The sequence below is a fragment of the Micromonospora sp. B11E3 genome, assembly GCF_039871625.1.
In the GTDB taxonomy this organism is placed as follows: Bacteria; Actinomycetota; Actinomycetes; order Mycobacteriales; family Micromonosporaceae; genus Micromonospora.
Genome location: NZ_JBDPMC010000010.1, coordinates 44,719 through 57,328, shown reverse-complemented (window position 1 = coordinate 57,328; position 12,610 = coordinate 44,719). Strand labels below are relative to the sequence as shown.

10 protein-coding genes and 2 pseudogenes are annotated in these 12,610 nt (G+C 74.4%); 1 reads left to right on the top strand and 11 read right to left on the bottom strand.

Annotated features, from left to right (window positions below):
• Nucleotides 1-188: 188 nt before the first annotated feature.
• Entirely contained in the window at nt 189-857 is a 669-nt protein-coding gene (locus tag ABGB16_RS08000) for an HAD family hydrolase (protein WP_347667322.1), read from the top strand.
• A gap of 128 nt (nt 858-985) precedes the next feature.
• On the opposite strand, the pseudogene ABGB16_RS07995 reads toward ABGB16_RS08000, so the two are convergent.
• The 11 genes and pseudogenes from ABGB16_RS07995 to ABGB16_RS07945 form a co-directional block, all read right to left on the bottom strand.
• A pseudogene (locus ABGB16_RS07995) lies at nt 986-1,315 on the bottom strand (ABC transporter permease); the annotation flags it as partial.
• 6 nt (nt 1,316-1,321) lie between these two features.
• Nucleotides 1,322-1,525 (bottom strand): annotated as a pseudogene (locus tag ABGB16_RS07990) (ATP-binding cassette domain-containing protein); the annotation flags it as partial.
• A 98-nt stretch (nt 1,526-1,623) separates the two neighbouring features.
• Nucleotides 1,624-3,264, bottom strand: coding sequence for a cation acetate symporter (locus tag ABGB16_RS07985; RefSeq protein WP_347667321.1), 1,641 nt, complete (start codon nt 3,262-3,264; stop codon nt 1,624-1,626).
• A gap of 1 nt (nt 3,265) precedes the next feature.
• Nucleotides 3,266-3,730 carry a hypothetical protein gene (locus ABGB16_RS07980; RefSeq protein ID WP_347667320.1) on the bottom strand — a complete coding sequence of 155 codons (465 nt, stop codon included), beginning with the start codon at nt 3,728-3,730 and terminating at the stop codon, nt 3,266-3,268.
• 109 nt (nt 3,731-3,839) lie between these two features.
• Nucleotides 3,840-5,414 (bottom strand): DUF4173 domain-containing protein, encoded by a 1,575-nt coding sequence (locus tag ABGB16_RS07975; RefSeq protein WP_347667319.1) that lies wholly within the window; start codon nt 5,412-5,414, stop codon nt 3,840-3,842.
• 616 nt (nt 5,415-6,030) lie between these two features.
• A complete protein-coding gene (locus ABGB16_RS07970; protein WP_347667318.1) occupies nt 6,031-7,089 on the bottom strand; it encodes a HAMP domain-containing sensor histidine kinase in 1,059 nt (352 codons plus the stop codon).
• Nucleotides 7,086-7,763, bottom strand: a complete 678-nt coding sequence (locus ABGB16_RS07965; RefSeq protein WP_347667317.1) for a response regulator transcription factor — start codon at nt 7,761-7,763, stop codon at nt 7,086-7,088. The genes ABGB16_RS07970 and ABGB16_RS07965 overlap by 4 nt, the downstream gene beginning before the upstream one ends.
• A gap of 126 nt (nt 7,764-7,889) precedes the next feature.
• On the bottom strand, nt 7,890-8,657 hold the full coding sequence (locus ABGB16_RS07960; protein ID WP_347667316.1) for a LytTR family DNA-binding domain-containing protein: 768 nt from the start codon (nt 8,655-8,657) through the stop codon (nt 7,890-7,892).
• Nucleotides 8,654-9,877: a histidine kinase gene (locus ABGB16_RS07955; protein WP_347667315.1), complete on the bottom strand. Its 1,224-nt coding sequence runs from the start codon at nt 9,875-9,877 to the stop codon at nt 8,654-8,656. Before ABGB16_RS07955 ends, ABGB16_RS07960 begins: the two co-directional genes overlap by 4 nt.
• Nucleotides 9,878-9,910: 33 nt before the next feature.
• Nucleotides 9,911-11,476: a sugar transferase gene (locus ABGB16_RS07950; protein ID WP_347667401.1), complete on the bottom strand. Its 1,566-nt coding sequence runs from the start codon at nt 11,474-11,476 to the stop codon at nt 9,911-9,913.
• A gap of 263 nt (nt 11,477-11,739) precedes the next feature.
• Nucleotides 11,740-12,600, bottom strand: coding sequence for a DNA-formamidopyrimidine glycosylase family protein (locus ABGB16_RS07945; protein WP_347667314.1), 861 nt, complete (start codon nt 12,598-12,600; stop codon nt 11,740-11,742).
• Between the last annotated feature and the right edge of the window lie 10 nt (nt 12,601-12,610).

The following is a 12,610-nucleotide window of genomic DNA, read 5'->3' as shown; positions in this document are numbered from 1 at the left end:
CTGCCCCGCCTGCGCTACCGGGGACCCGAGTCGGCCATCCGCCCGTGTCTCGTAGACCAGGGCGGTAGCACAGCCGGGGCAGGTCCAGAGCGCCTGATTCGGAGAGCGGCATTCCCGCCCGTGTCCATGGAACAGCGGCGGCTCGCGACGAGCGTGTCGGATCCGGGTGACCGGTAGGGTCCGTGATCGTGCAGCGACTGGCGCTCTTCGATCTCGACAACACGTTGGTCGACAGGAGCGAGGCGTTCCGGCGTTGGGCGGCCGGGTTCTGCGCGGAGTACGACCTTCCGCAAGACGCCCTCGCCTGGCTGCTCGCCACCGACGGGGACGGCTTCGTGCCGCGCGACTGGTTCTTCGGCGAGGTGCGGCAGCGGTTCGGTCTCGCCGCGTCGGCCGACCACCTGTGGGGGGACTACCGGCGCCGGATGCCGGAGCTGGTGAGCTGCCGCCCGGAGGTGCGGAGCATGCTGACCTCGCTGCGGGATCGGGATTGGCGGATCGCGATCGTCACGAACGGTCAGGCCGACAACCAGCTCGGCAAGATCCGCCGCACCGGGCTGGACCAGCACGTGGATGCGTGGGCGGTGTCCGGCGAACTGGGAATCAGGAAGCCCGCGCGGGGACTGTTCGAGGCCGCGGCACGCGGATGCGGTGTCCGGCTGGACGACGGGGGTTGGGTGATCGGTGACAGCCCCACGCTCGACGTGGAGGGCGGCCGCGCGGCGGGGCTCTCGACCGTCTGGATCAGTAGAGGCCAGGCATGGCCCGGCGAGTTGAGCCCACCCGACCACGTCTGCGCCGAGGTGGAGAGTGTCGCGGCCGTTCTGCTCGACGAGGCGCCCGGGCCACGCGCGTAGGGGCGCGGGGCCTGCATGTCGCCGACATGGCGGAGTCAAAGTGGCGCGGATACCGCCATGTCGCCGACATGGCGCGCGGCGGAGGCGCGTCGGGGGGCGGGGGGCGGAGGCGCGGGCGCGCGGGGGCGTCAGCGGCGCGGCGTGACCGCCGTCAACAGCTCCGGCGCCCGCCGGTCCAGCACGTCCCCCGCCAGGTACGCGCCGAGCAGCGCCGCCGCCACCACCATCGGCATCGCCGCGACCGCCGAGGCGACCATGGACAGCAGGGTGAGGAAGCCCTTCGCGACCCCGGCGCCGGTGTTCATGGCGAACGGGTTGCTCGTCTCCGGCAGCGAGTACGGCGCCAGCACGGAGACGTACGCGTTGATGGCGAACCCCGCCCCGTAGGAGGCGACCAGGCCGCCGGCCATCACGCCCAGCCAGCCCGGCCGGCGCAGCAGCACCGCCAGGACGACGGCGGCGAGCCCGAGCACCCAGGCGCACCCGGCGTCGGGGCGCAGCAGCCCGACCGCCATCGACAGCGTGGTGGTCTCGCCGGCGCCGTTGGGGCCGAGCAGGCCCTAGAACGAGCCGGCCGGGACGTCGAGGTCGACGCCGGCCACCGCCGCCTTGCCGTCGAACCGCTTGGCCAGGCCACGCAGCGCCAGCGCGGGGTGCTCACCAGTCATGCCCCGACCGTATCCGCCCGTGACCGGCACCCGCTCCCGCCGCAGCACGATCCGGCGGCGCTTCCCCTGGACGGACGCCCCCATCCGCGGGCCCCACCCTACAAGCGGAGCGTCTCGGGGGCGTGCAGGCGGAGCATCGTCGCCCCGACGCCGGGCGGGAGGCGGCGGCGGGTCGCCACCGACACCGCCACCATGACGGTGAACGCGAGCGGGACGGTCCACGCGGCCGGCTGCGCGGTGAGCGTGGCCGGCCAGCCGGTCAGCGGCGCGCCCAGCACCGTGAGCAGTACCGCGCCGATCGCCGCGCCGCCGCCGACCAGCACCCCGGCGGCGGCCCCCACGTCGGTGAGCCCCCGCCACCAGATGCCGAGCACCAGCAGCGGGCAGAAGCTGGACGCGGCGACCGCGAACGCCAACCCGACGACCTGCGAGACGTCCATCCCCGAGACGTTCAGCGCGAGCACCGTCGGGACCCCGCCCGCGATCAGCGTGGCCAGCCGGAAGCCGCGTACGGAGCCGTGCCCGAGCACGTCGGTGGAGATCACCCCGGCGACGCTGGTGACCAGCCCGGACGAGGTGGAGAGGAACGCCGCGAACGCCCCGGCGGAGACGAGGGCGGCCAGCAGCCGGCCCGTCGGCCCGTCCCCGAGCGCCGCCCCGGGCAGCAGCACCACCACCGCGTCGGTCTGCCCGGCGACCAGCAGTTGCGGGGTGTAGATCCGGCCCAGCACCCCGTACAGGGTGGGCAGCAGGTAGAACGCGCCGACGAGGGCCAGCACGACCAGGGTGGTGCGGCGGGCCGCCGCACCGTCCGGGTTGGTGTAGAACCGCACGAGCACGTGCGGCAGCCCCATCGTGCCGAGGAACGTCGCCAGGATCAGCGAGTACGTGGCGAACAGCCCCCGGTCGTCGTCCCCGGCCACGTTCGGCAGCAGCCAGTCGGCGGCGTCGGTCGCCGTACCACTGACCTGCGGCACCGGGTCGCCGGCGGCGAAGTCGAGGCGGTCCCCGGGGCGTACCTCCCGGATGCCGCCGTCGCCGAGGGTGAGGGTCGCGCGGTGCTCGACCACGACGGTGGTCGCGGTCCGGAACGCCGGCCCGTCGGGCGGGGTCACCGCCGGGCGGCCGTCGGCCTGCCACTGCAGGATCAGGAAGATCGCGGGTACGGCGAGCGCGGTGAGCTTCAGCCAGTACTGGAACGCCTGGACGAACGTGACCGCCCGCATGCCGCCCAGCGCCACGTTCGCCGTGATCACCCCGGCCACCACCAGCGCCCCCACCGGGTACGGCGAGCCGGTCACCGTGGCCAGCGTCAGCCCCGCCCCCTGGAGCTGCGGCACCAGGTACAGCCAGCCGATGAAGATCACGAAGACGGTGGCGAGGGTGCGCAGCCGGCGCGAGCCGAGCCGCAGCTCACAGAAGTCGGGCAGGGTGAACGCGCCGGAGCGGCGCAGCGGGGCGGCCACGAAGAGCAGCAGGGCCAGGTAGCCGGCGGCGAAGCCGACCGGGTACCAGAGCACGTCCACGCCGTACTTGAGGATCAGGCCGGCCACGCCCAGGAACGACGCCGCCGACAGGTACTCCCCGCCGATCGCGGCGGCGTTCCAGGTCGGGCTGACCGTCCGGGAGGCGACCAGGAAGTCGGAGGTGGTCCGGGCCAGCCGCAGCCCGTAGAAGCCGATCCCGAGGGTGGCCAGGGTGACGGCGACGATCGCCGGGACGACGTACCCGTTGTGCATCTCAGCACTCCGGCCGCTGGACCAGGTCGGTGAAGTCCTGCTCGTTGCGCTCCGCCAACCGCACGTACGCCCAGCCGACCGCGATCAGGAACGGGAAGGCCGCCACCCCGAGCAGCAGCCAGGGCAGGTTCACCCCGAACGCGGTGACCCGGCCCACCGAGGGAGCGATGGCGAACAGCCACGGCAGGCCGCCGAGGCCGATCGCCACCACCAGGCTCAGCCGCAGCGCCAGCGCGAGCTGGGCCCGGACCAGGCCCCGGACCAGCGCCTCACCGACCTGGGTCTGCTGGGTCAGCTCGACGCGGGTGCGATCGGCGCCGGTGTCCCGCCGGGACACCTCGGCCAGCACGATCCGGGTGCGCCCCGGGGCGACGGCCGCCGGCCCGTCGGCCGGAGCCGTGCCGGCCGGCCTCCGGGGCGGGGCCGGTGGCGTGTCTGCCGGTGTCCGGCGTGGGGCTGGTGGCATGTCTGCCGGCGTTCCGGGCGGGGCCGGCGTGCGGGGGGCCGGTATGGGGTCGTCGGGTGCGGCCACCCCGGCAGTCTCGCCGGATTGCCGGGAATGTCAAGGGCCGGCGTCACCAGTAGAGGAAGCCGGGGCAGTCATGCGTGCTCGTCACGACGGGCCTCTGGACGAGCAGGTCGCGGGCGGTGGCGCGGCCCCGGTTGGCCGTCCGGAACCCGTCGTCCGGCAGTTCGGCGGCGATCTCCCGCAGCACGCAGGAGCGCATCGGCTCCGGCAGCCCGGCCAGCGCCGGCACGGCGTCGGCGGAGAGCCGGGAGAGGTACTGCACGTCGATTCGGCCCGTCTCCCGGTACCGGTCGACGTTGCGCTCGGCGATCAACCGGTCCGGGTTCACCGCCGCGAGGCCGAGCAGGGCGAGCACCGCCGTGCCCACGACCAGCCCGGGCAGCCAGCCGGCGCGCAGCCGTACGATCGCCGCCCCGACCAGCAGGAAGAGCACCCCGAGCCACACTTCGGCGGTCGCCACGACCAGCCGGAGCCGGGTCGCCCCGTACGCGTCGGCGTACACCTGCATCCGGTACAGCGCCGACGCGACGACGACCAGGCTGAGCGCGGTGAGCGTACCGAGCAGGAACCGGATCAGCAGCCGGTCCACCCAGGTGGACCGGGGCGCCCACCGGGCCGCCCCGGCCAGCACGAGCAGGGTGAGTGCCGAGACCGCGAGGAGCTGCCAGAAGCCGCTGCGGGCGTACTGGGCGTAGCTGAGGCCGGCGGTGTGCAGCACGTGGTCGGATCCGCCGAACAGCACGGTGAGCTGCACCAGCACGAACGCGGCGAAGAGCGCGTCCAGTAGGGCCAGCGGGACCGCCCACTCCAGCCGGCGGACGGGCCGGGCCGGGGCCGCCCGCAGCCCGTCCAGGTCGGCCGGCGCGGCCAGCAGGTACGCCCCGCCGAGCAGGCCGCCGCCGACCAGCCCGAAGCGGAACAGCCAGCCGATCGTGCCGCCGGCGGAGAACTCGGGCAGCGCGCTGGCGAGCAGGTCGGCGAAGACCGCGTCGGCCGAGGAGAGGAGCAGGCCGAAGACGGCCAGCAGGCCCACCGAGGCGGCGGCGGTCGCCAGCCCGCGCCCGAGCGCCGACGGGCCGGGCCCGGAGCGGGGCAGCCCGCGCTTCGCCCACGGGAGCGCCCGGAACGGCGCGGCCGGGGTGAGCACGGCCGCCGCCAGCATGCCGAGCGGCGTCCGGCCGCCCGTGACGGCGAGGGCGCCGGTGACCAGGGCGGCGAGCAGGCAGAGCACGAAGAGCCAGCCGGCGGCCCGGACGTACCCGACGGAGACCAGGGCGATCGTTGCGGCGGCCCAGACCAGCCGGCTCGCCGTCCGGCCCGGCACCCCCGTGGCGTCGGGACGGACCGCGACCCGGATGCCGCCGTTCTCCGCGCTGCTCCTGTTGGTGGATGCGATGTCGGTGCTGCCCGCGGTGATGGCTGCGATGTCGGTCGGCGAAGCCTTGTCCTGGCCGGTCTTGGTTGATGCGGTTCCGGCGGGCCCGGCGCCGGTCTTGGCCGACGCGGAGGCGCGGGCTGCCGGGATGAGGGCGGCGGTGGCGGCTAGCGCGGCCAGCAGCCAGCCGAGGCCGGGACGGTCGAGCGGAACGACGGACGCCGCCACCGCGGCGGCGACGGCCACCGCGCCGAGCGCGACGGGTCGGGCGGCTGCCGTCGGACCCGGCCAGCGGCGCTGCCAGACGGACGGTTGGCGCGGCGGCAGCCCCGGCCGGTACGGCCCCGGCGCGACCTGCCCGGCGGGCCACGGTGCAACCTGCGGGCCGGGCGGCGGTGCGACAGGCCCGGCCGGCGCGACCGGCCAGCCTGGCGGGTGCGCGACGGATCCGCCCGGCGGTGCCGGCGGTGCCTGCCCGCCCGGAACCCCTCCCACCTCACCGGTCCCGGCCTGGCGTGCGGGCGGCTCGGTCGACGAACTCGAATCTTGGTACGAAAGTGCCCCTCCAGGGGCCGTTTCGCACCAAGATCTCGCGCCCGCCTTGTCCGCCGCCGCCTGGCGGGAGGTGTCTCCCGGCCCGCTTTGCTCTGCACCCGTCGGCGCACCGGTTACCGCCCGTGCCTGCTGCATGGGTGGGTGCAGAGCAAAGGGGCTGTCGGTGGTGGGCTTCTCCGAGCCTGATTCTGCTGGCATTTCGCCTTTTTCGGGCACGACAACTCCTCGATGGGTCCACGGAAGGACGCGATCGGTCCACGGAAGGACGCGATCGGTCCAAGAAGGAAGGGAAGAGGAAGAAAGGAGGTCAGGCCGGGGTGGTCACGGGAAGGGTGACCTGGATGCGGCAGCCCGGGTGGGAGCCGCCGGCCCCCGGGTGAGGGTCGAGGACGGCGATGCTCCCGCCGTGCAGCTCGACCACCCAGCGCGCGATCGCCAGGCCCAGCCCGGTCCCGCCACCGCCGGATCGGTCGCCCCGGGTGAACCGCTCGAACACCCGGGACCGCTCGGCGACCGGGATGCCCTCGCCCTCGTCGTTCACCTCGAAGTGCAGTTGGCCGGCCCGCTCCTCCGCGCTGACCAGCACCGTCCCGCCGGCCGGGCTGTGCCGCGCGGCGTTGTCCAGCAGGTTGGCGAAGACCTGGTGCAGCCGCCACGGGTCGGCGTACACGGTGAGCGGGGCCGGCAGGGGCCGGAGCCGGAACCGGACGTCCCGCCCGACCCCGGTGGCGGTCGCCGCCGCCTGCTTCACCGCGTCCTCGAGGAAGTCGTCGAGGTCGATGGCCACCCGGCGCAGCGGCACCACCCCGGCGTCCAGCCGGGACAGGTCGAGCAGGTCGGCGACGAGGTGGCCGAGCCGCTCGGTCTGGGCCAGCGCGGCCCGCAGCGCGGCCGGCTCCGTCGGGGCGACGCCGTCGACCAGGTTCTCCAGCACGGCCTGCAACGCGGTGATGGGCGTACGCAGCTCGTGCGAGACGTTCGCGATCAGCTCGCGCCGGCGTTGGTCGGCCGCGGCGAGGTCGGCGGCCATCTTGTTGAACGCCTGGGCCAGCTCGCCCACCTCGTCCCGCGAGGTGGCCCGCACCCGCCGGGAGTAGTCGCCCCGGGCCATCGCCCCGGCCGCCGCCGTCATCTCCCGCAGCGGCGAGGTCATCCCGTGCGCCAGCACCTGCGAGGTCAGCAGCGCCACGCCGATCGCGGTCGCGGAGGTCATCGGCGGCAGCCAGCCGATGGCGTACCAGAAGTAGCCCATCCCGGCCGCGCCCGAGGCGACCAGCAGGAGGCCGAGCTTCGCCTTGATCGAGCGGACCGGGTCGAGGGGACGCGGCAGCACCCGGTTCAGCCACGTGACCTGGCGCTCGATCACGGCTGCACCTCCAGCGCGTAGCCGACGCCGTGCACCGTGCGGATCAGGTCGGCGCCCAGCTTGCGGCGCAGCGCCTTGACGTGGCTGTCCACCGTACGGGTGCCGGAGCCGTCGGCCCAGCCCCAGACGTCGGCGAGCAGCCGCTCGCGGGGCAGCACCGTACGGGGCCGGCCGGCGAGATGCACCAGCAGATCGAACTCGGTCGGGGTCAGGTGCACCTCGACGCCGGCCCGCAGCACCCGCCGTTCGGCCTGGTTGATCTCCACGTCGCCGACGGTAACCGTGGCGGGCGGGGCGGCGGCGGCCCGCTCGACCCGGCGCAGCAGCACGTGCACCCGGGCGGCCAGCTCGCGCATCGAGAACGGCTTGGTGAGGTAGTCGTCCGCGCCGACGGCGAGCCCGACCAGCAGGTCTGTCTCGTCGTCCCGGGCGGTGAGCATGAGGACGGGCACCGGCCGGTCGGCCTGGACGCGCCGGCACACCTCCAGCCCGTCGAACCCGGGCAGCATCACGTCGAGGACGACGAGGTCGGGCTGCCACGCCCGGAACCGGGCCACGGCGGCGGGCCCGTCCGCCGCGATCTCCACGGCGAAGCCCTCGGCCCGCAGGCGGGTGGCGACCGATTCGGCGATCGTCCGCTCGTCCTCGACCACCAGCACCCTGCGCTCCTTCATGGGAAGTGACTGTAGGCAGCGGCCGTGGAGATCGGTGGGGCGCGTTGTGAACAACCTGTGGAGAACTCTCCACACCTGTGGATAACCCGGTGGACAACGCTGTGGGTGGCCGGGAACGTACGCGGGTCAGCGGTTCCAGTCCTGCTTCGCGGCGCGGACCAGCTTGTCCTTCAGCTCCCGGGTGTGCCGGCGGCTGACCGGCAGCTCGGTGGAGTCGACCACCACCACGTACCCGGAGTTGACCAGCCGCAGCTCGGCGATCAGCTTCAGCTGCACCAGGTACGACCGGTGGATGCGGACGAAACCGGCGTCCGCCCAGCGCTCGGCCAGGGTGGCCAGCGACACCCGGACCAGGTGTGAGCCGTCGGCGGTGTGCAGGCGGGCGTAGTCGCCCTGCGCCTCCACCCAGCGCACCGCCGAGCGTGGCAGCATCCGGGTGGTGCCGGCCAGCTCGACCGGGATCGTCGGGTCCTCCTCCGCCCGGGCCAGCGCCGCCGGGTGCGTCGGCACCACCCGGGAGCCGATCACCCGGCGCAGCGACTCGGCCAGCCGCTCGGCCCGCACCGGCTTGCGCACGTAGTCCGTGGCGCCCAGGTCGAAGGCGTCCACCGCGCCGTCGTCGTACGCGGTGACGAAGACGATCGCCGGGGGCCGGGCGAACCGGCGCAGCACCCGGGCCAGCTCCATGCCGTCCAGCCCGGGCATCCGGATGTCCAGGAAGACCACGTCGATGTCGCCGTCGCGGAGCACCCGCAGCGCCTCGGTCGCGTCCCCCGCCGTGTGCAGCCGGGCCACCCGGGGGTCGGCGCGCAGGTGGTACGCCAGCTCGTCCAGCGCGGGCGGCTCGTCGTCGACCGCCAGCACCCGGAGGAAACCGGGCGGGGCCGCGGTCACGAACCGGCCCGTACGCCGGGGTGGAACTTCGGCACCCGCAGGCTCACCCGCGTACCGGAGCCGAGCCCGGTCTCGACGATCAGGCCGAACCGGTCCCCGAACGCCGAGCGGAGCCGCTCGTCGACGTTCGAGAGGCCGACGTGCTGGCCCGGGTCGTCGGTCGGGTCGCTGCCGGCGCCGGCCAACTCGGCGATGCCGGCGGTCAGCGTCGTCGGGTCCATGCCCACTCCGTCGTCCTCCACCGTGATGTGGCACTCCGCGCCCGCGTCCCGGGCCTCGATGCTCACCATGCCGGTGCCGGGCTTGCGTGACAACCCGTGCCGGACGGCGTTCTCGACCAGCGGCTGGAGGCAGAGGAACGGCAGCGTCACCGGCAGCACCTCCGGGGCGATCTGCAGCCGCACCTGGAGCCGGTCGCCGAACCGGGCCCGTTCGATGGTCAGGTAGCGGTCGATCGACCGCAGCTCCTCGGCCAGCGTGGTGAACTCCCCGTGCGCCCGGAACGAGTACCGGGTGAACTCGGCGAACTCCAGGATCAGCTCCCGGGCCCGCTCCGGGTCGGTGCGGACGAACGAGCCGATCGCCGTCAGCGCGTTGTAGATGAAGTGGGGGCTGATCTGGGCGCGCAGCGCGCGTACCTCCGCCCGGGCCAGCCGCTCGCGGGAGCGGTCCAGCTCCGCCAGGGCGAGCTGGTTGCCGGCCCAGTGCGCGGTTTCCAGGGTGGCCTGCACCAGCCCCGGGGCGGGGGGACCGTCCGCGACGGCGACCAGCGCCCCGACCACCCGACCGTCGGCGCGCAGCGGGGCCACCACCGCCCCGCGGACGGGGCAGTCGACCCGGTCGCAGTGCAGCTCCGACTCCCCCAGCACGGCCGACCGCCCGGCCGTCGCCGCCCGCCGGGCCGCCGCGAGCAGCTGGTCGCCGTGGTGCCCGCCGCGCCCGTCGAGGGCGAGCAGCCGGTCCCGGTCCGTCAGGGCCAGCCCGACCGCCCCCACCAGGGCCCGCAGGTGGCGTACGGCCTTCGCCGCGCCCGCCTCGGTCAGTCCGGCGCGTAGCGGATCGGCGGCCAGCCCGGCGGTGTGCAGCACCTCGTACGTGGCCCGCTGGGTGGCCGTGGCGATGCCCCGCCGGGCGCGCAGCCGGACGACCGCGTACACGGCTGCGGCCAGCGCCGTGCCGAGGGAGAGCACGCCGACGACGGCGGAGAGGTTGCCTGCCACCCAGCGATCCTGACGGCTGCGCCCCTCCGCGCGCTAGTACGCGCCCTTGCGCGCCAGCACCACGCCCACCGTGCGCCACAGGATGCTCAGGTCGTATGCGAGCGACCAGTTGTCGACGTAGTAGAGGTCCAGCCGGACCGCCTCGTCCCAGGACAGGTCGGAGCGGCCGGAGACCTGCCACAGGCCGGTCATGCCGGGCCGGACCAGCAGGCGGCGGCGCACGTCGCCGAGGAAGTCGCCGTCGTCGGCCGGCAGCGGGCGCGGCCCCACCAGCGACATCTCGCCCTTGAGCACGTTGATCAGCTGGGGCAGCTCGTCCAGCGACGAGGCCCGCAGGAAGCGGCCCACCGGGAACACCCGCGGGTCCTGTTTCATCTTGAACAGCATGCCGTCGGTCTCGTTCTGGTCGACCAGGCTGGCCAGCCGCTCCTCCGCGTCGACGTACATGGTGCGGAACTTCCACACCCGGAACGTGCGCCCCTCGTGGCCGACGCGCGGCTGGCGGAAGAAGACCGGGCCGCGGTCGGAGAGCCGGATCGCGATCGCGATCGCCAGGAACACCGGGATCAGCAGCACCAGGCCGAGGCCGGCGGCGATCCGGTCCATCAGGTTCTTGGCCAGCAGCGCCGGACCCGACAGGGTCGGCTCCTCGACGTGCAGCAGCGGCAGGCCCTCGATCGGACGGATGTGCACCCGGGGGCCGGCGATGTCCGTGAGCTGCGGGGCGACCACCAGGTCGACGCCGGAGCCCTCGAGCTGCCAGGCCAGTCGGCGCAGCTCGCCCGGCTCGGCGCTGGCCGAGCCGCAGACCGCGATCGTGTCGCCGCCGACCTCGCGGACGAGCGCGAGCACGTCCCGGCCCGCGTACACGGGAACGGGGGTCTGGATGCCGCGCGCCGCCGCGTACCCGTCGGTGATGTGGATGGCCACGGGCACCAGCCCGGCGGTCGGGTTGCGGGTGACCGCCGCGTAGACCTCCAGGCACTCCGGCAGGGTGCCCACGAGGACCATCCGGTGGCCGGCGTGGCCGGCCCGGCGGCGGATCAGGTGCAGCGTCAGTCGCGCCAGCAGCCGGCCGAGCAGGATCAGCAGCAGCGCGCCGAGCAGGGCGAAGCCGACTGTCCACCGGGAGAGGTCGGCTTTGAGGGCGAACGCGAGGAAGGAGACGGTGGCGGCGACGGCCACCCCGCCCCGGATCACCCGCTTGAACTCGTCGGGGCCGAGGCCGAGGTACCGCCGGTCGTACGCCCGGTTGCCCCACAGGATGATCAGCCAGCCGAGCGGGAGCAGCGCGAACGCCACCGTGTAGAACCACGACTCGTGTGAGCTGCTGAAGCCGGCGGCGGCCTGCTCGAAGATCTGGATGGCCAGGAAGCTGGCCAACGCCGCCGCGCCGAAGTCGAGCAGCAGCAGGACCGCGGTGTAGGGGCGGTGCCAGCGGGAGACGCGCCGGCGGGCACGGGCCCAGGCCGACCGGGGTACGCCGTTGTGCGACGGCGGTGTCGGCGGCTGGATCTCGAAGCTGTCGACGTGCCGCACGAGTTTGCTCCGGCCTGTGTTGGTTACCGGGCGCTGGAGGCTTGTCGTCACCTCACCCATGTCCTCCCGCATGACGCGCGCCGCTCACTCGCAGTGAGGGCCCGGGTCGCCCACCGTTCAGTTTCCCACGCGGAGCCCGCACCGGACGTCGACCCGAGGGACGCGGGCCGGTGTGGCCGCTGGGATCCGGCCGGCTCCACCTCAGGTGCGAAAGCCGGGGACCGAGCCACTATACCGATGGATGAGGGTCCGGGTAGAGGTGTCGACCGGGAGGATCGGCGCGCGACCGGTCATTCCGCGCCGTAACCCCCGAGTGGCGTTACTCACCGTACGAGTCGCGACAACCGTCGGTCAGCCAGCGGCTTGCCGCCCGTCTGGCACGTGGGGCAGTACTGGAGGCTGGAGTCGGCGAACGACACCTCCCGTACGGTGTCCCCGCAGACCGGACAGGGCAGCCCGGTCCGGGCGTGCACGGTCAGGCCGGAGCGCTTCTCGCCCTTCAGTTCGGCCGCCTTCTGCCCGAGCGACCGGGCCACCGCGTCCCCGAGCACCCGCCGGGTCGCCTCGTGCAGTGCGGCCAACTGCGCGTCGGTCAGCCGGTCCGTGAGCGCGAACGGCGACAGCCTCGCCGCGTGCAGGATCTCGTCCGAGTACGCGTTGCCCACCCCGGCGAGCACCGCCTGGTCGGTCAGCACGCCCTTGACCTGGCCCCGCCGGCTGCGGATCCGCTCGGCGAAGGTGGGCAGGTCGGCGGCGAGCGCGTCCGGCCCGAGCTTGGCCACCCCGGGCACCTGCGCCGGGTCGGTGACCAGGTACGCGGCCAGCTTCTTCTGGGTGCCCGCCTCGGTCAGGTCGAAGCCCGAGCCGTCGTCGAGCCGGACCCGCAGGGCGATCGGCCCCTTGCCGGGACGAAGCGGGGCGGCGGAGGGGAACGACTCCCGGTAGTGCAGCCAGCCCGCCCGGGCCAGGTGCACCACGAGGTGCAGCTCCCCGTCGAGGACCACGTCGAGGAACTTGCCGTGCCGCCGGGCGTCGGTCACCGTCCGGCCCGACGCGGCGCCGGGCGCCGGGTCGTACGTCTTCAGGGCACTGATCGCGGCGACCTCGATCCGGTCGACGCGCCGCCCCGCCGCGCGCTCACGCAGGTAGCCGGCGAGCGCTTCCACCTCCGGTAGCTCTGGCATCAGCCAACGG

Bases quoted from the DNA above. Each gene is read 5' to 3' on its own strand.
- ABGB16_RS07945 (WP_347667314.1), bottom strand. From the start codon at position 12,600: ATGCCAGAGCTACCGGAGGTGGAAGCGCTCGCCGGCTACCTGCGTGAG.
- ABGB16_RS07965 (WP_347667317.1), bottom strand. From the start codon at position 7,763: ATGAAGGAGCGCAGGGTGCTGGTGGTCGAGGACGAGCGGACGATCGCC.
- ABGB16_RS07950 (WP_347667401.1), bottom strand. From the start codon at position 11,476: ATGGGTGAGGTGACGACAAGCCTCCAGCGCCCGGTAACCAACACAGGC.
- ABGB16_RS07985 (WP_347667321.1), bottom strand. From the start codon at position 3,264: ATGCACAACGGGTACGTCGTCCCGGCGATCGTCGCCGTCACCCTGGCC.
- ABGB16_RS07980 (WP_347667320.1), bottom strand. From the start codon at position 3,730: ATGCCACCAGCCCCACGCCGGACACCGGCAGACACGCCACCGGCCCCG.